Genomic DNA, 21714 nt, shown 5'->3' on the forward strand with positions numbered 1-21714 from the left:
CGTTCACAGCGTGATCTCCATGCCGTCGTAAGCCACCTCGACACCGCGGGCGGTCAGCAGGGCGCGCTGCGCGCTGCCTTCGTCCAGGATGGGGTTGCTGTTGTTGATGTGGATGAGCACCTTGCGGCGCGCCAGGGTGGTCTGCAGCACGTCCAGCATGCCGGGGCGTCCAGGCTGGCCGGTCTGCGGCAGGTGGCCCATCTCGGCGGCGGACTTGGCACTCAGGCCGGCGGCCTGCATCTCGTCTTCGCGCCAGAAGGTGCCATCGACCAGCAGGCAGTCGGCTCGGCGCATCCAGCCCAGCTCCAGATCGCCCACTTCGGCCAGGCCGGGGGAATAGAACAGGGTCTGGCCGTCGCGCCGGTCCTCGATCAGCAGCGCGATGTTGTCGCCCACCACCTGCTCGCGCCGATGCGGCGAGTACGGCGGCGCCTTGCCGGGGATGGCGATGGCGGTGAAGGCCAGGTCCTCGAAGCCGGGGATCTCGAATTCGGCGCTCTGCTGCTCGCCGCCCACCGGCACCATGTGCCAGCGGGTGCCGCAGTAGTGCTCCAGCACATTGAGCAGGGGCAGGCCGGTGGTCAGGTCCTCGAACACGCAGGGCGTGGCGTAGAGGTCGATGCGCGGGCCTTCACGCAGCCCCAGCAGGCCGGTGACGTGGTCGATCTGCGCATCCATCAGCACCACCGCCTCGATGGGCGTGTGGCGCAGCCCCTGGCGCGGATGCAGGGGGGGATGCTGCCGGATCTGCGTGCCGATGTCCGGCGAGGCATTGAGCAGCACCCAGCGCTCGCCATCGGGCGAGACGGCAATGGAACTCTGGGTGCGGGCGTGGGCGGCGATCCGCCCCTGCCGCTGGCCGGCACACAGGGCACAGTTGCAGTTCCACTGCGGGAAGCCGCCACCCGCACCGGAGCCGAGCACGAGAATCTTCATGGTGTGGTGACCCAGAGGGTTCGTGGGAAGGGGTGGCCAGGCCGAGGGGGCACGCCCCCGGCTGCCACCCGGCACAGGCCGACGCTCAGCGCGCGGCGATGTACATCGTGATTTCGAAGCCGAAGCGCAGGTCTTGGTAGGCGGGGGTGGTCCAGGTCATGGAGGTCTCCATCAGGGTCGGTCTGTTGCCGGCGTGGGCCCATCCCGCGCCAGACACCGATCCTTTTGCAAAGCCCATGCCCTTTCACCTCGAACCGGTGGGGTTTAGGGGTTCATCCCGAGCGCCGCCCGCCCTTCGCCCGAGCAGCCCCGCCGTGAGCGCGGGTTTGCCTGCATGCCCACCGTCGCGGCGGACGCCGCGCCCTGCCCGGACCGGTCCCCGGGGTGTCTCAGGCTGGGACAGCCCAGGGACAGCCACCGCCGCGCTGGCACAGGGTTGTCCCCAGCCGCCGCCGGCCTGCCCCGTTCAGAGCTTCTGCGTCCAGCGCAGCTTGCGGTAGATGGTGTTGCGGCTGATGCCCAGCTGCTTGGAAGCCAGCGAGATGTTGCCCTGTGCGGCCTCCACAGCCGCCCGGATCAGGTCGATCTCGGCCTCGCCCAGGGTGCGCGGCCCGGCCGGCGCCGGCTCTGCCACGGCACTGGCGGGCACAGCGGCGGCCGGCTCGGCGAACACGGGCTCGCCGCGCGCGGCCCAGGGCGCCGCCGCCCAGACCGGGCGCTCGACGGGCCGGGGCGCGGCAGACGGGACGGCGGCGGCTGGCGCCGGCATCTGGCGGCGCACGTCATCCAGGAAGTCGTCGGACAGATGCTGTTCGGTGATCAAAGGCTCGCCGGCGGCCATCACGGCCGCGGTGCGCAGCACGGTCGCCAACTGGCGCACGTTGCCGGGCCAGTGGTAGTGCAGGAACATCGCCATCACCGCGGGGCTGATCTCCAGGCTGCCCGACACCCCCAGCGCGCTGAGGATGCGCCGCGCCACCACCGCCAGGTCGCTGCGGTCCCGCAGGGCCGGCAGACGCACCACCAGACCATTGAGCCGATAGTAGAGGTCCTCGCGGAACTTGCCCTGTTCGATCATGCCGCGCAGGTCGCGGTGGGTGGCGCTGACCACCGCGATGTCCACCGGGATGGACTTCTGGCTGCCCAGCGGCGTGACGCAGCGCTCCTGCAGCACGCGCAGCAGGTGGGCCTGCAGGCCCAGCGGCATGTCGCCGATCTCGTCCAGGAACAGCGTGCCGCCATTGGCCTGCACAATGCGCCCGGTGGCCCCCTTGCGCCGTGCGCCGGTGAAGGCCCCCTCCTCGTAGCCAAACAGTTCGGCCTCGATCAGCGTCTCCGGGATGGAGGCACAGTTCACCGCGACGAAGGGCTGCTTGGCCCGCTCCGAATCCTGGTGGACCGCACGCGCCAGCAGCTCCTTGCCGGTCCCCGTCTCGCCCAGGATCATCAGCGGAATGTCGCGGTTGAGCACCCGCTGCACCTTGCGGACCACGGCCTCGATCTGTGCATCGCCCGTGGCCAGGTAATGCAGACCCGACAGGCGGGACTCCCCACCCAGGGGATCGGCCCGCAGCGCGACCGACTCCGGCGCTGCGGCGCGGGCCGCCGGCATCACGGACACCTCCGCGGCCTGCGCTGCGCCCGTCAGCGGCTCCGTTCCCAGCGGGATTTCCGCCACTGGGGTGAGCCGGTGCAACGCCCCGCTGATGCGGGGGCTGGCATGCAGCTGGCGCCCATTGGACAGCTGCAGGCGCATGGGTTGAGCCAGCGGCGCGCGCAAGTGGTCCACCAGCATGCCCGCGCTGATGTTGAACAGGCTCTCCAGCGTGTGCAGCCGCACCGCCGCGCTGCTCATGTCCAGCAGGTCGAGCGCGGCCCGGTTGGCCCCCTGGATGCGGCCGTCCGGCGCGATCACCACGATGCCTTCCAGCAAGGTGCCGATGAACTCAGGCCGGATGTGGAAGTGCAGACGCAACCGGTCCCCGCTGTCATCGGTCAGCCAGTGGTTCTCGATCATGCGGGCCGACATGCGCACCAGGCCCATGGTGTGCTGGTGGTAGGAGCGCTGATCGCCGCTGACATCCAGCACCCCCAGGATGTTGCCCCGCGGATCGAAGATCGGCGCGGCCGAGCAGGTCATGAAGCTGTTGACATGCATGAAGTGCTCGGTGGCATGGACCAGGGTCGGCCGCTCCTCCACCAAGGCCGTGCCCACCGCGTTCGTGCCCTTGGACTGCTCGGCCCAGTTCACCCCGGGCGACAGGGCCACCTTGTGAGCCCGCCCCATGAAGCCGTCGTCCCCCACTGTGTGCAGGACAGTGCCCTGCGCGTCGGTGAGCGCGATCATGCTCTCGGTGTTGACGATCTGTTCGAGCAGCAGCTCCATCACCGGCGCGGCCCGGCTCAGCAGGCGCAGGTTGCGGTCCCGGGCCACGCTCAGGTCACCGCGCAGCATGGGCTCGAAGTCCGGCCGCTCCACGCGGGACAGGCCCAGCGCCGCGCAGCGCAGATGGGACTGCTCGATGCGCTGGACCCGCGCCCGCACCTCCGCCGTGGGCGAAGTCCAGCCCCCCGCCCGCCCGCCGGTGTGCTCATCGGTCGAAGGCTCGCCCGTCGAGATCGTCATGTCGGTTCTCCTGCCACCCGCGAACGGGCTTGTCTCCATCGGTGTCCCGGGTCAACCCTGAGGGCGCTTGTCCCTCGGCTGCCCAAGACTGTTCATTCCTGCAACAGGGATCAGGTCCCATGTCTCAGAAGGCCGTCCACCAGGTCGTCACCTGCGCCACAGAGGCCGCGAAGCGATTCAAGCAGATGCCCGGACCGGAGGGAATCCGTGCAACAACTGTTCCCGCGTGAAGCATTTGGCCATGGCACATGGTTTGCGTTGGACGGCGGTACGGGACCTCACATCCACAAACAGGAGACAAGCACATGACCCCGACCGCTTCCCGCCAACGATTGGCCCCTCTGGCGCGCTGGGCCCGCCTGGGCACCCTGCTGTGCAGCCTGGGCGCCGCCGGCCTGGCCGCCTGGGCCCACGGCGACGTGACCCCGCAGCCGATCGACACCACCGGCCTGCCCAACCTGGGCGAAGGCTGGCGCACCGAGAACCCCTACAGCGGCAATGAGCTGGCGATCCGCGTTGGCACGTCCGGCTTCAACCAGAACTGCGCCCGCTGCCATGGCCTGGAGGCCATCTCCGGCGGCATCGCGCCCGACCTGCGCCGGCTGGACAACGACTGCGTGGGCATGCCCGACGCCGATCAGCGCAAGGCCTGCAAGACGGAGATGGACGAGTACTTCATCACCACCGTGCGCCATGGCCGCACCCGCAACGGCGCGGTCTACATGCCGCCGTTCGAGGGCGTGCTGAGCCAGGAGGCCCTCTGGACCATCAAGGCCTACCTGGAAACCCGTCGCGAAAAGCCCATGCCCTGAGCGGGCAGGAGGTTCTCCCATGCACACCACCGATCGGAGCCGCCGCGCCCTGCTGCGCGGCCTGGCCGCGGCCGCGCTCGTCAGCCCGCTGTGGCCGGCGGCGGCCACCACCCTGACCCAGGTGCGCGAACGCGGCACCCTGAAGGTCGGGCTCTACAACGACATGCCGCCGTTCCACCAGAACGGTCAGGGCATCGACGTGGATCTGGCCCGGGCCCTGGCTGACGCGCTGGGCGTGAAGCTGGCCCTGCTGCCCTTCAACGCCGACGACAACATGAACGACGACCTGCGCAACATGGTCTGGAAGGGGCATTACCTGGGCTATGGGCCGGCCGACGTGCTGCTGCACGTGCCGGTGGACGGGCCGCTGATGGACGCCAACCCGCAGGTGCTGATCTTCGGCCCCTATTGCCGCGAACGCGTCGCCATCGCCCGCCGGCTGGACGCCCTGCCCCGGCTGGACACGCTGACCCCGCTGGTCGGCCAGCCGGTGGCGGTGCCCGGCCAGACACTGGCGGGCTGGCTGCTGATCGGCGCCAACAACGGCCTGCTGCGCGACACCCTGCGCACCCAGTGGAAGGACGGCACCGAGGCCGCCCGCGCCCTGTTGCAGGGTGAGGTGGTGGCCGCCGCCGGGCTGGCGTCCGAGCTGCAGAGCGTGATCCAGAGCGACCCGCGCTACGCCATCACCCCGCTGCCGATGCCCCGTGCCCCACGCGATGGCTGGGCCGTGGGCATGGCCGTCAAGCGCGATGCGCAGGACCTGGCCGAAGCCCTGAGCGGCGCGCTGGGCACCCTGGGCCAGAACGGCCGGATGCGCCAGATCTTTGCCCAGCAGCACCTGCCCTGGCAGGCCGCCTGAACCGCCCCTTCCGAACAACACCCCGAGGAGACACTACGATGACCCGATTCCTGCCCCTGCTGGCCGCGGCACTGCCGCTGGCCCTGGCCGCCACCCAACCGGCCCTGGCGGCCGACAACAACGATGCGGTGATGAAGGCCCTGGCCACCCACAGTGGCTGCTTCACCTGCCACCATGTGGAGCCGGGCTCCAAGGGGCCTGACGGCATGGCCCCGATCGGGCCGGACTGGCAGGACGTGGCGGACAAGTACCGCGGCAACCCCGACGCGCTGGACGCCCTGACCCACACGGTGATGACGGGGTCCAACCCCTATGCCAGCCACTGGAAGGGCCGGGTCAGCGGCCTGGCCATGCCGCCCAATGCGGTGGCGGTGTCTGAAGCGGATGCGCGTCGGCTGGTGCAGTGGATTCTGTCGCTGCCACCCGCCCAGAAGTGACCGCGTGAGTGAGCGCATGAGCGCCGCACCCGTGCGGGGGCGCTCAGTGCTTGGCGTGGCTGTCGGCCGGGGCCGCATCGGCCCCATCGGCATCCCCGCCACCATCGCCCCCGTCGACCGGGTCGGATGCCTCGCGGGCCTTGGGCTTGGCGACATCTTCCGGCTTGAGCTGCGGCGGCACGGCGTCGAGCTTGTTCTCGCGCATGTACTCGTCCATCTCCCGCCAGCCGGCGTAGACGGCGGCCTTGTCGGCCTTGCGGTTGAGCAGGTAGCAATCCTCGATCGCCCGCCCGCCATTGCGGCAGGCGCCACCGATGGCCTTGCCCTCGGCCTCGCGCTTCTCGGCCGTCACCTTGGGCGTGTCGATGCCCAGCTGGTCACAGCCGGACAGCAGCAGGAACGTGGCGAGCAGGAAAGGAACGGATCGCATGGCGGGCCCCGAAAGCACAAAGGGAACGGTTGCCCGTTCCCTCTGGATATCGGCCCGCCTGGCGGCGGACTTGAGCCCGTCCGCCGCGCGGCTCAGGCGCGCCGGCCCTGGGCCTGCGCCAGCGCCATCAGGCGTTCGACCCGCTCCTCGGTGGACGGGTGGGTCGAGAACAGCCCGCTCAGGCCCCGGCCCGACAGCGGGTTCATGATCATCATCTGCGCGGTTTCCGGGTGGGCCTCGGCCGTCTCCAGCGGAATGCCCTGGGCGTAGCGCTGGATCTTCTGCAGAGCGCTGGCCAGCGCCACCGGGTCGCCGGAGATCTCGGCCCCACCCCGGTCGGCCTCGAACTCGCGGGCCCGGCTGATGGCCATCTGGATGAGGCTGGCGGCGATCGGTGCCAGGATCATGACCAGGATCGAGACGATGGGGTTGACCGGCCGGCCTTCCTCGTCCCGCCCGCCGAAGATCATCGCGAAGTTGGCCAGCATGCCGATCGCACCGGCCATGGTCGCGCTAACGGTCGAGATCAGGATGTCGCGGTGCTTCACGTGGGCCAGCTCGTGGGCCATCACGCCGCGCAGTTCGCGCTCGCTCAGCACCCGCAGGATGCCGGTGGTGGCCGCCACCGCCGCGTGATCCGGGTTGCGGCCGGTGGCAAAGGCGTTTGGCGCGTCCTCGTTGATCAGGTAGACGCGCGGCATCGGCAGTCCGGCATTGGCCGCCAGCTCCTGCACCAGGCGGTAGAACTGCGGCGCGGTCTGGGCGTCGACCTCCTGCGCGTTGTACATGCGCAGGACCATCTTGTCGGAAAACCAGTAGCTGAAGAAATTCATCCCCAGCGCCAGCAGCAGCGCCAGCACCATGCCCTGCTGGCCGCCCAACAGGCGGCCAATGGCCATGAACAGCGCCGTGATGGCAGCCATCAGGACGGCTGTCTTCATCAGGTTGAACATTGCGGGTGCACTCCTTCAGAGCGATTCAAACACAGTGTGGTTCAGATGCGGCCGGCGGGCCAAAGTTCAACCGGCCAGTCGACCCAGCTCAGTGCAGGGGACCGGCCGAGGGCGGCACCAGCACTTGGCCCAGCAGCGTCGGGCGGGCCTGCAGCAGGGCCGAGGCCGGCTGACGCCGTCCGCCCGGCCGCTGGAGGGTCAGGACCTCCAGGCCCCCTTCACCGCAGGCCACGGTGAAGCGGTCCGGCGCCACCGAGACCACCGTCCCCGGCGTGCCGGTGACCTCCGGTCGGCAGCGGGCCTGCCAGATCTTGACCAGTTCGCCCTCGCAGACCAGCGTGGCGCCGGGGAAGGGATCAAAGGCGCGGATGCGGCGCTCGATCACCACGGCCGGCAGCTGCCAGTCGATCGCGCTCTCGGCCTTGTCGATCTTGTGCGCGTAGCAGACCCCCTCGGCCGGCTGGGGCTGGGCCACCAGCGCACCGGCCTGGGCGTCCCGCAGCGCCTGCACGATCAACCGCCCCCCCAGCGCCGCCAGGCGGTCGTGCAGGCAGGCGGTGGTGTCGTCGGGCCGGATCGGCTCCTCGGCCGTCAGCAGCATGTCGCCCGTGTCCAGGCCCTCGTCCATCTGCATCACCGTGATGCCGGTCACGGCATCCCCGGCTTCGATGGCCCGGTGGATCGGCGCCGCGCCGCGCCAGCGCGGCAGCAGCGAGGCGTGGATGTTCAGGCACCCCAGGCGCGGCCATTGCAGCACCCAGGCCGGCAGGATCAGGCCATAGGCCGCCACCACCATCACGTCGATGGCGGCGGCGTCCAGCGCGGCCCGGGCGGCGGCGGCCTCGTCCGGGTAGCGTCCATCCAGCCGCAGGCTGCGCGGCTGGGCGATCTGCGCCCCGAGGGACAGGCCCAACTGCTTGACCGGCGATGGGGTCAGCTTCATGCCGCGCCCAGCCGGGCGGTCCGGCTGGGTCAGCACCAGGGGAATGGTGAATCCGGCATCGCGCAGGGCCTGCAGTGCCACCGCGGCGAATTCAGGCGTGCCAGCGAAGGCCACCCGCAGCGGGGTGGCGGAAGACGGTGCGTTCATGCGGGCCGACCTCAGCGGCGCTTCTGCTCTTCGCGGGTGCGCTTGAGCATCTTGGCCTTGATCCGCTCCCGCTTGAGCGGGCTGAGGTACTCGACGAAGACCTTGCCCAGCAGGTGGTCCATTTCGTGCTGCACGCAGACCGCGGCCAACCCCTCGACCGCCATGTCGTAGGACTGCCCATCGCGGTCCAGCGCCCGCACCGTGACCCGCGCATGGCGTTCCACCGCATCGTAGATGCTGGGCACCGAGAGACAGCCCTCGTCGCCCACCACCCTCTCCTCGCTGACCTCGATCAGTTCCGGGTTGATCAGCACCCGGGGCTCATCGCGGCCTTCCGAGGTGTCCATCACGATCAGCCGACGGTGCACATCCACCTGGGTGGCGGCCAGGCCCACGCCCTCGGCGGCGTACATGGTTTCCAGCATGTCGTCGATCAGGCGCCGAAGGGTGTCATCCACCTCGTCCACCGGGGCAGCCACGGTGTGCAGGCGGGGGTCGGGGTAGCGAAGAATGGAAAGCTGAGCCATGAAGACACGAAAAATGGTTGCCGATGGCAGACCGAAACTGTGGAGCCGGTGCAACGTCCGGTTTCAACCCAAGCCCGTCAGGGTGGGTTTCGTCGTACCGATTTCATTGCGACATCAAGGGTTTAGGGGCAGAATTTGCCAGACTTTCTCATGATCGTCCCGCCCTGGTGTTTGCCAAGATGTGCATGCCATGCACGAATTGCAAGCCGGGATTGTTGCACCGTCACCGTATTCCGGCTCATTGCCCGGGAGTGTCCACACATGAGCCGTACGCTTGCACGCACCGCTGTTTCTGCCACCCTGCTGGGCCTGGGCGCTCTGTGGGTCGGCCCGGCCGGCGCAGCCACCTATCCCGTCACGCCCGGCCAGCGCGCCACGGCCCAGGAAGTGGCCCAGGCGGGGGTGCCGCTGTCCGAGCTGGCGCCCAACGCCCCGGACAGCTACACCGTCAAGAAGGGCGACACGCTGTGGGACATCTCCAAGCTCTACCTGCGCAAGCCCTGGCGCTGGCCGGAGCTGTGGGGCATGAACCTGCAGCAGATCCACAACCCCCACCTGATCTACCCCGGCCAGGTGCTGTACCTCGACAAATCCAACGGCCGCGCGCGGCTCAGCCTGGCACGGCCGCTGGCGTCGCGGGACGGCCGGCTGTCGCCGCAGGTCCGCGCCGAGCCGCTGGTCAGCGACGCGATCTCCTCGGTGCCGATGGACCTGATCGGCCCGTTCCTGACCGACGCCATCGTCTTCGAGACCAATGAACTGGCCACCGCCCCGCGCATCGTCGCCACCCAGGAAGGGCGGGTGCTGCTGGGCCGCGGCGACAAGGCCTATGTGCGCGGCGACGTCACCAACGCCCGCATCTGGCAGATCTTCCGCGAGCCCAAGCCGCTGGCCGATCCGGACACCGGCGCGGTGCTGGGCTTCGAAGCCCGCTATGTCGGCACCGCCGATCTGGTCCAGGCCGCGGACGAACAGCACGTTCCCGAAGGCGGCGCGGTCGTGCCGTCGACCTTCCAGATCGCCCAACTGCGTGAAGAAGCCAGCGTGGGCGACCGCCTGGCCCCGCTGCCCGCCAAGGATTACAGCCCCTTCGCCCCGCATGCGCCGACGGCCCCGGTGGCCGGCCGCATCATCTCGATCTACGGCGACGGCCTCAACGCCGGGCAGAACCAGATCGTGGCCCTGAACCGCGGGCTGCAAGATGGCATGGAACGCGGCCATGTGCTGGCCCTGTGGACGGCCGGCACCACCCGGCCCGACCCGACGGACCCCGAGCACACCATGCTGCAGCTGCCCGACGAGCGCAACGGCCTGCTGTTCGTCTTCCGCGTGTTCGAGCGCGTCTCCTACGCCCTGATCATGCATGTGCAGAACCCGGTGAAGCCGGGCGATCGCTTCTCGCAACCCTGAGCCCCGGTCCGGGTGAGCGCCCCGTTCCGTCAGCCAGTGTCCTCGGACCGGCCAGACCGTCTCGGCTGGCTCGTCCTGACCCAGACCCCTGGTCTGGGGCGTGAAGCCCAGCGCCGCCTGCTGGCCGCCCTGGGCGCCCCTGAGGCGGTGCTTTCAGCCTCGGAGGCGGTCTGGCGACAGGTGGCCGGCCCGGCGGCGGCCCAGGCCCTGTCGGCCCCCCGGGCGGCCGCGCACGAGCAGGCCTTGCGGACGCTGGACTGGCTGGACGCGCAGCCCACCACCCGCCATCTGCTGGCCCTGGGTGACCCCGGCTATCCGGCCGCCTTGCTGCACACCGCCGATCCCCCGCTGCTGCTGTACGCACTGGGCCACTCTGGCCGGCTGCAGGCCCCCTGCGTGGCCATTGTCGGCAGCCGGCATGCCACCGCCCAGGGCCTGGACCTGGCACGCGACTTCGCCCGGGCCCTCGCCCAGGCCGGGGTGTGCGTCGTCTCCGGGCTGGCCCTGGGCATCGATGGCGCGGCCCATGAGGGCGCGCTGGCCGCCGGCGGGGCCACGGTGGCCGTGGTCGGCACGGGTCTGGACCGCGTCTATCCCGCCCGGCACAAGGCCCTGGCCCATCGCATCAGCGAACAAGGCCTGCTGCTGAGCGAGTTCCCGCTGGGGGCCCCACCCCGGGCAGAGCACTTTCCGAGCCGCAACCGCATCATTGCCGGGCTCAGCCTGGGCACGCTGGTGGTGGAGGCGGCACTGCGTTCCGGGTCGCTGATCACCGCCCGCCTGGCCGGCGAAATGGGCCGCGAAGTGTGGGCCATCCCGGGCTCCGTGCTGTCGGCCCAGGCACGGGGCTGCCACCAGCTCATCCGCGACGGGGCCGCGCTGGTCGAGACCCCCGAGGAACTCCTCGACGCCCTGCGCGGCCTGCAGGGTGGCGTCCTGCCCCACCCCACCCTGTCCGCACCGGCCGAGCCCACCGGGGGCGCGCCGGGGGCTGCCGCCACGGAGGATGCCTTGCTGGCCGCCATGGGCCACGATCCGCTGACCCTGGACACCCTGGTGGCCCGCACCGGCTGGCCGGTGGACCAGCTGCAGGCCCGCCTGCTGACCTTGGAGCTCGACGGCGAGATCGCCCGTCTGCCCGGGGGGCTGCTGCAGCGCCGCGGCCGCGGCTGAGCCCCCCAACACCCAGCCCGGCGCAGGCCTTTTCGGGCGCTGGCGTGCCTTTGGCACTCGGTTATAGTCAGCCCATGTTTGATGTGCTGGTCTACCTGTACGAGAACTACTGGCGGCCTGACGCCTGCCCGGATCACGAGCAGTTGTCGCGCAAGCTGTCGGCAGTGGGTTTCGAAACCGATGAAATCCAGGAGGCTTTGAATTGGCTGGACGGCCTGACGGCCACGACGGACACCGCGCCCGCGGGTCTGCCCGGCAAGGACAGCATGCGCATCTACCAGCCCCGGGAGCTGGAACTGCTGGGCGAGGAATCGATCGGCTTCATCAGCTTCCTGGAGTCGGCTGGCGTGCTGCCGCCGCCCCTGCGCGAGATGGTCATTGACCGCGCCACCGCGATTGGCAGCGGCCCGCTGGAGTTGGACGACCTGAAGATCATCATCCTGATGGTGTTCTGGAGCCTGGGCGAGGAGCCCGACGCGCTGATCCTCGACGAGCTGTTCGTCGCCCCGGAAGACCGGCTGATCCACTGACCCTCCGCGACGGCTGCCTCGGCAGCCGTTTTTCATGGGGCGCTCGCCGCGTCGGTCAGTGCACCAGGCGATCCGGGTCGGCGCTGATCTTGCGCAGCGCATCCCGGGTGGCCGCCATGGTCAGGGGCTCGTCCTCGACCGGCAGCAGCAGGCCGGCCTGCAGGAAGGCCGCCAGGCGGGCCTTCTGGAACAGCACGCAGCGGCCCTGCGGCGAGGCGAAGAGTGACAGCTGCTTGTGCATGCCTTGCCAGACCAGCCGCACCGTCTCATGCCGGTTGCGGAAATCCAGCGTGTAGGCACTGCCCACCTCGAGTTCGCTGGCCGCAGCCAGCATGGTCGGCCCCGGCATGGAGCCGCCCTCCGCGACGATGTCCAGCCCTTCGTGCTGGTGATTGGCCTCGTCCAATACCCAGGCGTCGTCCAGCTCGAAGTCGTCGTCGGGCAGCATTTCCTCAATGGTCTCGAGGCGTTGCTTGAGTTGCTCCAGCTGCTCGTTGGACATGCTGACCGAGCGCGCACTGAAGGCCGCGGTGAGGGCCTGGTTCAGCGCCTTGATCGCATCCTCCTGCCGGCGGGCATCCAGGCCGGCCGCCGCCATGCCCTGACGCACGGTCCCCAGCAGCGGGGGCAGGCGCCGGATCACCTCGGCCCGCTCCTCGCGCGTGGTCTTGGCCGAGGCCATCCACATCAGGTCGGCCGCCGCATCCCGCACCGCCTTCACCTCCGCGCCCTGTGCGCCATGGCGCACCGCAGTGGTGGCCAGCACATCGGCCCAGATGTGGAACAGGAAGTCGCGCACGCCGTCCTGCACCGGCACATCGTTGAGCATCTTGCGCAGCTCGATGGTGTACTGGATGGCCAGCGTCTCCCGCTGCTCGATCTGCTGCGCCAGCGACACGCCGGCCTTGGCCGCCTCGTTGTGCTCGCGAAAGTACTTCTCGAGGAACTTCTCGAATTCGTTGAGCACCGCCTGGAACACGCGGCGACCGGTGTCCGGGAAGGCCTCGACCACCTGGACCACGCGCCGGATCTCGGCCTCCAGCGGGGTGCCGATCAGGTCGGCATTGCCTTCGAAGCCCATCACGCAGGCGCCCATGCGGTCGATCAGCCGCCGGGCCGGATGGTCGGCACCAGAGAAAAAGTCAGGCTCGGCCAGCGCCACCCGCAACACGGGCATCTGCAGGCGCGCGAACCAGACCCGCAGCGCCGCCGGCACGCGCTCGTCGGTCAGGATGCTCTGGAACAGCAGGGCCACCAGCTCGACCGTGGCCCGCTCTTCCGGCGTGGCCGCGGCCTGCTTGAGGGCCTGTTGGCGCTCGCGCAGCTCGGCGATCAGGCGGGCCGGCGTCGGCGCAGCCTCACCCGCCGCCCCTTGGGCCGCCACCTCGGCCGCCACCCGCTGCTGCACCTGCCCCATGGCCTGCGACAGTTGCTGCGACGGCGCCCGCCCGGGCACCTGCTGCAGGAAGCCGGGCACGTGCTGCTCGACGATGTCGCCAAAGCGCTGCAACACCACGTCGCCCCGCGGCAGCGAGCCGGGGGACTGCCGGGTCATCAGGCGCGTCTCTTCGTCCAGGCCGATGCGGCCGCTGGCCCCCGTCCACCGGCCACCGGTCGTGGTCAGCCCGGGGCTGTCCGCCGCCGCTCCGCCGCCGGACAGCCCGTCCGCGCGGCCGCCCCCCAGACCGCCCGGCGTGGAGGCCACGCCGTCGGTGCGGAAATCCACCCCCGGCCGAAGGGTCAGCCCCGGGGCCCGGCCCCGGCCGGACGCGCTGCGCGCATCGCCCCCGCCCTCCCCGCCGCCCAGGCTGGCGGGCATCATCCGGGCGATGTGGGCCCCCAGCGGCGGCGCCTCCGTGACACCGAAATGCCCGGACACCGGCCCGGTCGTCGCGCCCATCCGGCTGTCCTGCACATCCAGCGGGGCCGCCCCCGTGGTGCGCCCCTCCGTCCGGCGGATGAAGGGCCGCAGATCCACCTGTGGCAGCACACCGCGCTCGACCAGCCAGCTGTTGGTGTCGTGGAAGGCCCCCTCCAACAGGTCGGAGCAGGCCTTCTGCAGGTCCGTCTCCAGGGCGCGCCAGGCGTCCATGTCCATCCCGGCGTCGAGCCAGGCGCGGACGATGCACCGCGCCAGCATTTGCGGCCGGAACAGGTCGTCATCCTCCAGATCCGGCTGCGCGCTGAGCTGCCCCAGTCGGGCCCGCAGGTCCGCGAACTCCCAGGTCGTGCGGTCCAGCAGGGCCAGCGTCAGCCGGGAGATCAGGATGTTGCGGGTGACGGTGTCGTCATCCACCAACTGCAGCCCGCCGTCGGTGCTGAGCCCGGCGGCCAGGGTGGTCAGGGCATGCCCGGCCCCCGGAGACTGGAGCTGCTCGCGGACCTGTTTGCCGATTCCGGGCAGCCACTGGCGGCCATGCCGCATCAGGCCCTGCAGCATGTCGGCCCGCTGCTGTGCCACCGCCCGTTCGGCGGGCGTGTCGTTGAGGACCTGGGCGGCCCGCATCGCCGCCTCCAGCAACGGCTGCAGGTCCTTCAGAACGAGGTCGGCGAAATAGCGTCGCGCCTCGTCCAGCGAGGGCAGGCCGGCTGCGGCTACGGGCATGGATGGCGCCAGTGGCGAGGTGATGTGCGTCGACTCTACACCACGGCTCCGGTGTTGGGATCGCTCGGATCGGCATCCTTGCCGCCGGCGCCACCGCCCTTGACCAGGTCATCCCGGGTCACCCCCAGCCACATCGCGATCGCCGCGGCCACGAAGACCGAGGAGTAGATGCCGAACAGGATGCCGATCGTCAGCGCCACCGCGAAGTAGTGCAGCGTCGGCCCACCAAACAGCAGCATCGACAGCACCATCATCTGGGTCGAACCGTGGGTGATGATGGTCCGGCTCATGGTGCTGGTGATGGCGTGGTCGATCACCTCGTGGGTGTTCATCTTGCGGAATTTGCGGAAGGCCTCGCGAATCCGGTCGAAGATCACCACCGACTCGTTGACCGAGTAGCCCAGCACCGCCAGCACCGCCGCCAGCACCGAGAGCGAGAACTCCCACTGGAAGAAGGCGAAGAAGCCCAGGATGATCACCACGTCGTGCAGGTTGGCGATGATGGCCGCGACGGCGAACTTCTTCTCGAAGCGGATCGCCAAATAGCCCACGATGCCCAGCACCACAAAGATCAGCGCCTTGCCGCCATCCCAGACCAGTTCCTCGCCCACCGAGGGGCCGACGAACTCGGTGCGCGACAGCGTCAGCGGCTCGGCACTGCCGGCTTCGCAGGCCTTGCGGCTGACCTGTTCCCCCTGCGGGGTGGTGTACTGGCGGTCGGCCACCGTGCCGTTCTCCGCCAGGCACAGCTGGGTGAAGACACGGGTGGCCAGTTCCTGCGGCTTGGCGTCCTTGCTGACCGGCAGGCGGATCATCACGTCGCGCGAGGTGCCGAAGTTCTGCACCTGCACATCGCCAAAGCCCAGTTGCTGAACCACGCCCCGCACCCGCCCCAGATCGGCGGACTGGGCGTACGACACCTCCAGCACGGTGCCGCCAGTGAACTCGTTGGACAGGTGCAGGCCGCGCGTGAACAGGAAGAACACCGCGGCCACGAAGGTGACGGCCGAGATGACATTGAACACCAGCGCGTACCGCATGAACGGGATGTCGCGCCGAATACGGAAGAATTCCATGGTGAAGCCTCGTGGGAGACGTTGCGTGGCGCCGGATCAGTGGGCGTCGGAAGACGGCGGCTGAACCGCGGCGGTGCCCTCAGGGCGCCAGATCTGCCCAATGGACACCGACTTGAGCTTCTTCTGCCGGCCGTACCAGAGGTTCACCAGCCCGCGCGAGAACATCACGGCCGAGAACATCGAGGTCAGGATGCCCAGGCAGTGGACGACCGCAAAACCGCGCACCGGGCCGGAACCGAAGGCCAGCAGCGCCAGACCGGCGATCAGCGTGGTGATGTTCGAGTCCAGGATGGTGGCCCAGGCCCGTTCGTAGCCGACATGGATGGCCGCCTGCGGCGAGGAGCCGGCACGCAGCTCTTCACGCACGCGTTCGTTGATCAGCACGTTGGCGTCGATGGCCATGCCCAGTGCCAACGCGATGGCCGCGATGCCGGGCAGCGTCAGCGTGGCCTGCAGCATCGACAGGATGGCGACCAGCATCAGCAGGTTGAAGGCCAGGGCCAGCGTCGAGAACACGCCGAACAGCGCGTAGTACAGGCACATGAACACCGCGATGGCGGCAAAGCCATAGGCCAGGCTGTGGAAGCCCTTGGTGATGTTCTCCGCCCCCAGGCTCGGGCCGATCGTGCGTTCTTCGATGATCTCCATCGGCGCGGCCAGCGAACCGGCGCGCAGCAGCAGGGCCGTGTCGTTGGCTTCCTGGGTGCTCATGCTGCCGGAGATCTGGAAGCGCGAGCCCAGCTCGCCCCGGATCACCGGCGCCGTCACCACCTCGCCCTTGCCCTTCTCGAACAGCAGGATGGCCATGCGCTTGCCGATGTTGTCGCGCGAGACGTCGCGGATGATGCGCGCGCCCTTGGCGTCCACCGTCAGGTGCACCGCCGGCTGCTGGTGGTCGTCAAAGCCGGGCTGGGCGTCGGACAGGTTCTCGCCCGTCAGGATGACCTGGCGCTTGACCACCAGCGGGCCACCGCCGCGCTCGACGTAGAGCTCATCGCCAAACGGCACCGGGCCGGAGCCGGTGGCCGCCGCGGCTGCCTCAGCGCTGTCGTCCACCATGCGCAGTTCCAGCGTGGCGGTGCGGCCGATGATGTCCTTGGCCTTGGCGGTGTCCTGCACCCCCGGCAACTGCACCACCACCCGGTCCAGGCCCTGCTGCTGGATCACCGGCTCGGCCACGCCCAGCTCATTGACCCGGTTGTGCAGCGTGGTGATGTTCTGCTTGAGCGCCGCCTGCTGGATCTTCACCGCGGAGGCTGGCTTGAGCTCGCCCGTCAGGGCCAAGTCGCCATTGGCGCCGGCGGCGGGGGTCCACTGCATTTCCGGCTGGGTGTCCGTCAGCAAGGCCAGAGCCTGCTGGCGGATGGCGTCGTCGCGGAAGTTGATGACGATGGCGTTGCCATTGCGGCTGATGCCGGTGTGGCGGATGTTCTTGTCGCGCAGCGCGGTGCGCACATCCCCCGTCATCGACTCGGCCTTCTTGTCCAGCGCGGCCTTCATGTCCACCTGCATCAGGAAATGCACGCCCCCGCGCAGATCCAGGCCCAGGTACATGGGCAGCGCATGCAGGCTGGTGAGCCACTGAGGCGAGCGTGACACCAGGTTCAGCGCCACGATGTAGGACGGGTCGGCCGGGTCGGCGTTGAGCGCCTTGGTCAGCGCGTCCTTGGCCTTCAACTGGGTGTCGGTGTCGGCAAAGCGTGCCTTCACTGAATTGCCCTCGAACTGGACATAGTCCGCGGTCAGACCGGCATCGGTGATCACCTTGCCGACCCGCGCCTCCAGCGCCGCATCGACCTTGAGCGTGGCCTTGCCACTGGACACCTGCACCGCAGGCGCCTCGCCGTAGAAGTTCGGCAGGGTGTAGACGAGACCGATGACCAGCGCGAGCGCCAGCACGGCATATTTCCACCAGGGATAGCGATTCATGGACCGTTCGCGGACGCCAGCCCGCGCCATGTGACGACGGGGCGACACCGCCCCGTCCAGGAACGCCCCCGACAAGCGGGAGCGTCTGTGTTGTGCTTACTTCAGCGTGCCCTTGGGCAGCACGCGCGTGACCGATTGGCGCTGCATCTGCACTTCCACGCCCTGGGCGATCTCCACGTGGACCACGCCCTCGCCCACCTTGGTGATGCGCCCCATCATGCCGCTGCCCACCACCACTTCGTCACCCTTGCTGAGGGCGTCGATCATGGCCTTGTGCTCCTTCTGCTGCTTGATCTGGGGCCGGATCATGATGAAGTACAGCGCCACCAGCATGATGACCAGCGGCAGGTACTGAACCAGGCCCGCCAGGCCACCGGCCGGCGCGGCAGCGTCCGCAGCGTAAGCGTTGGAGATGAACACGTCTTGATTCCTTTGTCGTGAGGTGCGCGCGACACGCGCGCACCGGTCCAGCATGAAGGTGCCCGTGCGGGCACGTGAGCGGGCCATTGTAGGGCGTGGTCACGACGCTCCCCGGGAGCGCCCGACCCGCCTTTCGCGGGCCCCAAGCAAAAAAGCCCCCGGCACTTGCGCGCCGAGGGCTTTTGCTGAAGCTTTGGTTGCGGGGGCAGGATTTGAACCTGCGACCTTTGGGTTATGAGCCCAACGAGCTACCAGACTGCTCCACCCCGCGACTGAAGCTGTAATTATGGCATGGAAGTTTTCTCAGAGTCCAGTCTTTTCCAAAGTTTTTTCAAAGACCTCGACGGACTCGAATCCGACGGCCCGCACGCCGGTCTCCCGGCCCTGGGCATCGAAGAAGATCATGCCTGGGGGGCCGAACAGCTGGAAGCGCTGCAACAGTGCCTTGTCGTCCGGGTTGTTGGCCGTCACATCCGCCTGCAACAGCAAGGCCTTGGACAGGCGGGCCGCGATGCCCTGATCGCTGAAGGTGAAACGCTCCATCTCCTTGCAGGCCACGCACCAGTCAGCATAGAAGTCCAGCATCACCGGGCGGTCGGTGGACTGCAGCAGTTGATCGAGCTCGGCCACGGTCCGCACGCGCCGGAAATTCGTCGCCGTGGCGGGCGTTGCGGCCGAGGCCCCGGCCCAGTGCCGCAGCGGCTGCAGCGCATCCGTACCACCCGACGCAGCCCCCGCCAGCTGCATCACCCCATAGGCCAGGGCCGCAACACCCGCCGCCCGCTGCAGCCAGACCCGTGGCGACGCCGCATGGGGATGGGGATCGAAAGGCCGCAGCATGAAGCCGATCACCAGCAGCAGCGCCGCCCAAGCCGCCAGGGCCAGAACGGGTGGCAGGGCCGGCTGAGCCACCCACAGCGCCACCCCCACCAGCACCAGGCCGAAGAAGCGCTTGACGGTGTGCATCCAGGCGCCGGACCGCGGCAGCCAATGGCCGGCGGAGGCCCCCAGCAACAGCAGCGGCATGCTCATCCCCATCGCCATCGCGAACAGGGCCGAACCGGCCAGCACCACGTCGCGGCTCTGGCTGAGAAAGACCAACGTGCCAGCCAGCGGCGCGGTCACACACGGGCTGACGATCAGCGCGGACAGCCCGCCCATCAGGAACACCCCGACGAACTGCCCACCCGGCAGGCGGCGCGACAGACCGTCCAGCCGGTTCGAGAACCCATGGGGCAGGCGCAGCTCGTACACATCGAACATCGCCAGGGCCAGCACCAGCAGCAGCCCGGCGAAGCTGAGCACCACCCAGGGACGCTGCAGCGCGGCCGCCAGCCCTTCGCCAGCCAGCCCGGCCGCCACGCCCAGGGCCGTGTAGAGCAGCGCCATGCCCAGGGCATAGGCCACGGCCAGCAGGAAGCCCTTGTGGCGGCTGACCTCGCCACTGCCGGCGATGATGGACGAGAGGATGGGCAACATCGGCAACACACACGGCGTGAAGGCCAGCAGCAGGCCCATCAGCCAGAAGCCGCCCACCACGGCCCACCAATGGCCGCCACGCAGCAGGGCCTCGATGCGATTGCCCGGCGCGGTCGTCGCCTCGGACGCCGAAGAGGCCAACGGCGCCTCGGCCCGCACAGCAGCCCCCTGGGCCGAGGGCACGGGCGTGGCCACGGGGACGTCACCATCGCCCAGCGGCGTCGCCGAGCCGGCGCCACCCGTCCCCAGCGTCACCCGATAGGCCCGGGTGACGGGGGGGTAGCACAGCCCGGCTTCGGCGCAACCCTGGTAGGTCACGCGCAGCGTGAACGGACCGCTGGCCTGCGTCACCGGCAGCGTTGCCGCCACGGCCGCATGGTAGATCTCGACGTTCTTCTGGAAGGTGGTGTCGAATTTGACCGTCCCCTGGGGCAGCACCGCCTCACCCAGGGTGGCCCCGTCTGCCTCGAACTTGAAGTGCTCGCGGTAGAGGTAGTAGCCCGGCGCGATGTCGAAATGCAGGCCCACAGCCTGTGCTTCGGCCCTGGGCGCCGCCAGCACAAAGGCCTGCTCGGGATCCAAGAACTGGTCATCGGCCGCCCGGGCGGCCCCCGAACAGGCCCACAACCCCAGCAAAAGCCAGCACAACACCGGCCACAGGCCGGCACGAAAACGGACAAGGGAATGCGACAGCGTCATGGGCAGTCTGACGGCGCGCAGGCGCCGCGGTTCCAGGCTTTCCGGGGGCGAACCCGAAAAAGAAAAAGGGCCAGCCGAGGCTGACCCTTTTCGAGCGTGATGCCAAGGCCCCCAGGGGCTCACGGCATTTATTCGGCGGCCGCAGCCTCGGCCGGAGCGGCCGCCTCTTCGGGGCGGTCCACCAGCTCGACGAACGCCATCGGGGCATTGTCACCGACGCGGAAACCCATCTTCAGGATGCGGGTGTAGCCGCCCGGACGGGTGTTGTAGCGCTGGGCCAGCTCGGTGAAGAGCTTGGTGACGATGTCGCGATCGCGCAGGCGGGCGAACGCCAGACGACGGTTGGCGACGCTGTCCACCTTGGCCAGGGTGATCAGCGGCTCGACGACGCGGCGCAGTTCCTTGGCCTTGGGCAGGGTGGTCTTGATGGCTTCGTGCTGCAGCAGCGAGACGGACATGTTGCGCAGCATGGCAGCGCGGTGTTCGCTCGTGCGGTTCAGCTTGCGCAGGCCGTTACGGTGACGCATGGTGCTTTCCTTTCTCTTTATGGAACCCCGGCCGGATCAGGTACCGGGGTGTGCACAGTGCCCTGGATGGGCGGTTGGCGAGGCCAGCTCTCCTTGCCGGCCCCGGAAACAATGGGTCAGCGCTTGTCCAGACCCTGCGGCGGCCAGTTCTCCAGGCGCGAGCCCAGGGTCAGACCACGCGAGGCCAGCACTTCCTTGATTTCGTTGAGCGACTTGCGGCCCAGATTCGGGGTCTTCAGCAGCTCGGTCTCGGTGCGCTGGATCAGGTCGCCGATGTAGTAGATGTTCTCGGCCTTCAGACAGTTGGCCGAACGCACCGTCAGCTCCAGCTCGTCGACCGGACGCAGCAGGATCGGGTCGAACACCGCCGCGCTCTTGGCGCCTTGATCGCCGCTGAACGAAGCGATGTCACCCGCGTCCAGCTGGGCGAAGACGGCCAACTGCTCGACCAGGATCTTGGCCGAGGCGCGGATCGCTTCCTCGGGCGAGATGGCGCCGTTGGTCTCGATCTCCATGACCAGCTTGTCCAGGTCGGTGCGCTGCTCCACGCGGGCGTTCTCGACCGCGTAGCTGACGCGCTTGACCGGCGAGAACGAGGCGTCCAGCACGATGCGACCGATCGACTTGGTCGGCTCATCGGCATAGCGGCGCAGGTTGCCCGGCACGTAGCCACGGCCCTTCTCGACCTTGATCTGCATGTCCAGCTTGCCACCCTGGGCCAGGTGAGCGATCACATGGTCGGGGTTGACGATCTCGACATCGTGCGGGGTCTGGATGTCCGACGCCTTGACGGGGCCTTCCCCCTCCTTGCGCAGGACCAGGGTGACTTCGTCGCGGTTGTGCAGACGGAACACCACGCCCTTCAGGTTCAGCATGATGTTCACCACGTCTTCGGCCACGCCGTCGATGGTGGAGTACTCATGCAGCACACCGGCGATCGTGACCTCGGTCGGTGCGTAACCCACCATCGACGACAACAGCACGCGGCGCAGCGCGTTGCCGAGCGTGTGGCCATAGCCCCGCTCGAACGGCTCCAGCGTGACCTTGGCGCGGTTGCCGCCCAGGGGCTCCGCAACGATGGCTTTGGGTTTCAGCAGATTCGTTTGCATGTAAGTCCTGTTCCTCTCAATACCCTCGGCTCGTTACACCGATAAGGCTGACGGACCACGCCGGAAGCAAAAAAACCCGCCGCG

20 protein-coding genes and 1 tRNA gene are annotated in these 21714 nt (G+C 69.1%); 6 read left to right on the top strand and 15 right to left on the bottom strand.

Annotation, left to right across the window (positions count from 1 at the left end):
* Positions 1-3: 3 nt before the first annotated feature.
* The 3 genes from pqqB to KGA65_RS21065 all read right to left on the bottom strand — a co-directional run bounded on the left by pqqB (position 4) and on the right by KGA65_RS21065 (position 3562).
* Positions 4-936 (bottom strand): pyrroloquinoline quinone biosynthesis protein PqqB, encoded by a 933-nt coding sequence (gene pqqB, locus KGA65_RS12180; RefSeq protein WP_225863371.1) that lies wholly within the window; start codon positions 934-936, stop codon positions 4-6.
* 85 nt (positions 937-1021) lie between these two features.
* Positions 1022-1096, bottom strand: a complete 75-nt coding sequence (gene pqqA, locus KGA65_RS20985; RefSeq protein WP_151123661.1) for a pyrroloquinoline quinone precursor peptide PqqA — start codon at positions 1094-1096, stop codon at positions 1022-1024.
* Positions 1097-1402: 306 nt separating this feature from the next.
* On the bottom strand, positions 1403-3562 hold the full coding sequence (locus KGA65_RS21065) for a sigma-54-dependent Fis family transcriptional regulator (protein ID WP_310740961.1): 2160 nt from the start codon (positions 3560-3562) through the stop codon (positions 1403-1405).
* Positions 3563-3867: 305 nt separating this feature from the next.
* Here KGA65_RS21065 and pedF point away from each other — a divergent pair, with 305 nt between their 5' ends.
* Genes pedF through KGA65_RS12210 form a run of 3 tightly spaced genes read left to right on the top strand, consistent with a single transcriptional unit; the run spans position 3868 to position 5673 of the window.
* Positions 3868-4374 (top strand): cytochrome c-550 PedF, encoded by a 507-nt coding sequence (gene pedF / locus KGA65_RS12200; protein ID WP_225863373.1) that lies wholly within the window; start codon positions 3868-3870, stop codon positions 4372-4374.
* Between the two features lie 19 nt (positions 4375-4393).
* Positions 4394-5236: a substrate-binding periplasmic protein gene (locus KGA65_RS12205; protein ID WP_225863374.1), complete on the top strand. Its 843-nt coding sequence runs from the start codon at positions 4394-4396 to the stop codon at positions 5234-5236.
* Between the two features lie 38 nt (positions 5237-5274).
* Positions 5275-5673, top strand: coding sequence for a c-type cytochrome (locus KGA65_RS12210; protein ID WP_225863375.1), 399 nt, complete (start codon positions 5275-5277; stop codon positions 5671-5673).
* A 43-nt stretch (positions 5674-5716) separates the two neighbouring features.
* On the opposite strand, the gene KGA65_RS12215 is transcribed toward KGA65_RS12210, so the two are convergent.
* From KGA65_RS12215 to def, 4 genes are all read right to left on the bottom strand, one after another.
* Positions 5717-6103, bottom strand: a complete 387-nt coding sequence (locus tag KGA65_RS12215) for a hypothetical protein (RefSeq protein ID WP_225863376.1) — start codon at positions 6101-6103, stop codon at positions 5717-5719.
* 92 nt (positions 6104-6195) lie between these two features.
* Complete coding sequence (gene htpX / locus KGA65_RS12220) at positions 6196-7056, bottom strand: zinc metalloprotease HtpX (protein ID WP_225863377.1); 861 nt, start codon at positions 7054-7056, stop codon at positions 6196-6198.
* Positions 7057-7144: 88 nt separating this feature from the next.
* Positions 7145-8119 (bottom strand): methionyl-tRNA formyltransferase, encoded by a 975-nt coding sequence (gene fmt, locus KGA65_RS12225; RefSeq protein ID WP_225863480.1) that lies wholly within the window; start codon positions 8117-8119, stop codon positions 7145-7147.
* Between the two features lie 38 nt (positions 8120-8157).
* Positions 8158-8673 (bottom strand): peptide deformylase, encoded by a 516-nt coding sequence (gene def, locus KGA65_RS12230; protein WP_225863378.1) that lies wholly within the window; start codon positions 8671-8673, stop codon positions 8158-8160.
* A 261-nt stretch (positions 8674-8934) separates the two neighbouring features.
* On the opposite strand from def, the gene KGA65_RS12235 reads away from it, so the two are divergent.
* The 3 genes from KGA65_RS12235 to KGA65_RS12245 all read left to right on the top strand — a co-directional run bounded on the left by KGA65_RS12235 (position 8935) and on the right by KGA65_RS12245 (position 11786).
* A complete protein-coding gene (locus KGA65_RS12235) occupies positions 8935-10083 on the top strand; it encodes a LysM peptidoglycan-binding domain-containing protein (protein ID WP_225863379.1) in 1149 nt (382 codons plus the stop codon).
* A gap of 12 nt (positions 10084-10095) precedes the next feature.
* Entirely contained in the window at positions 10096-11256 is a 1161-nt protein-coding gene (gene dprA / locus KGA65_RS12240) for a DNA-processing protein DprA (RefSeq protein ID WP_225863380.1), read from the top strand.
* 74 nt (positions 11257-11330) lie between these two features.
* Positions 11331-11786, top strand: a complete 456-nt coding sequence (locus tag KGA65_RS12245; protein WP_225863381.1) for a Smg family protein — start codon at positions 11331-11333, stop codon at positions 11784-11786.
* A 55-nt stretch (positions 11787-11841) separates the two neighbouring features.
* Here the strand turns inward: KGA65_RS12245 and KGA65_RS12250 are convergent, their stop codons facing one another.
* From KGA65_RS12250 to KGA65_RS12285, 8 genes are all read right to left on the bottom strand, one after another.
* Entirely contained in the window at positions 11842-14391 is a 2550-nt protein-coding gene (locus KGA65_RS12250; protein WP_225863382.1) for a DUF1631 family protein, read from the bottom strand.
* Positions 14392-14426: 35 nt separating this feature from the next.
* On the bottom strand, positions 14427-15467 hold the full coding sequence (secF, locus tag KGA65_RS12255; protein ID WP_225863383.1) for a protein translocase subunit SecF: 1041 nt from the start codon (positions 15465-15467) through the stop codon (positions 14427-14429).
* A gap of 36 nt (positions 15468-15503) precedes the next feature.
* Positions 15504-17396 carry a protein translocase subunit SecD gene (gene secD / locus KGA65_RS12260; RefSeq protein WP_225863384.1) on the bottom strand — a complete coding sequence of 631 codons (1893 nt, stop codon included), beginning with the start codon at positions 17394-17396 and terminating at the stop codon, positions 15504-15506.
* Between the two features lie 96 nt (positions 17397-17492).
* Entirely contained in the window at positions 17493-17816 is a 324-nt protein-coding gene (gene yajC / locus KGA65_RS12265; protein WP_225863385.1) for a preprotein translocase subunit YajC, read from the bottom strand.
* Between the two features lie 194 nt (positions 17817-18010).
* Positions 18011-18087, bottom strand: a tRNA-Met gene (locus KGA65_RS12270).
* Between the two features lie 32 nt (positions 18088-18119).
* Positions 18120-19994 carry a protein-disulfide reductase DsbD gene (gene dsbD / locus KGA65_RS12275; RefSeq protein WP_225863386.1) on the bottom strand — a complete coding sequence of 625 codons (1875 nt, stop codon included), beginning with the start codon at positions 19992-19994 and terminating at the stop codon, positions 18120-18122.
* A 128-nt stretch (positions 19995-20122) separates the two neighbouring features.
* A complete protein-coding gene (rplQ, locus tag KGA65_RS12280) occupies positions 20123-20521 on the bottom strand; it encodes a 50S ribosomal protein L17 (RefSeq protein ID WP_225863387.1) in 399 nt (132 codons plus the stop codon).
* 116 nt (positions 20522-20637) lie between these two features.
* Positions 20638-21630 (bottom strand): DNA-directed RNA polymerase subunit alpha, encoded by a 993-nt coding sequence (locus KGA65_RS12285; protein WP_225863388.1) that lies wholly within the window; start codon positions 21628-21630, stop codon positions 20638-20640.
* Positions 21631-21714: the final 84 nt, after the last annotated feature.

It is taken from the genome of Ideonella benzenivorans (assembly GCF_020387415.1).
In the GTDB taxonomy this organism is placed as follows: Bacteria; Pseudomonadota; Gammaproteobacteria; order Burkholderiales; family Burkholderiaceae_C; genus Ideonella; species Ideonella benzenivorans.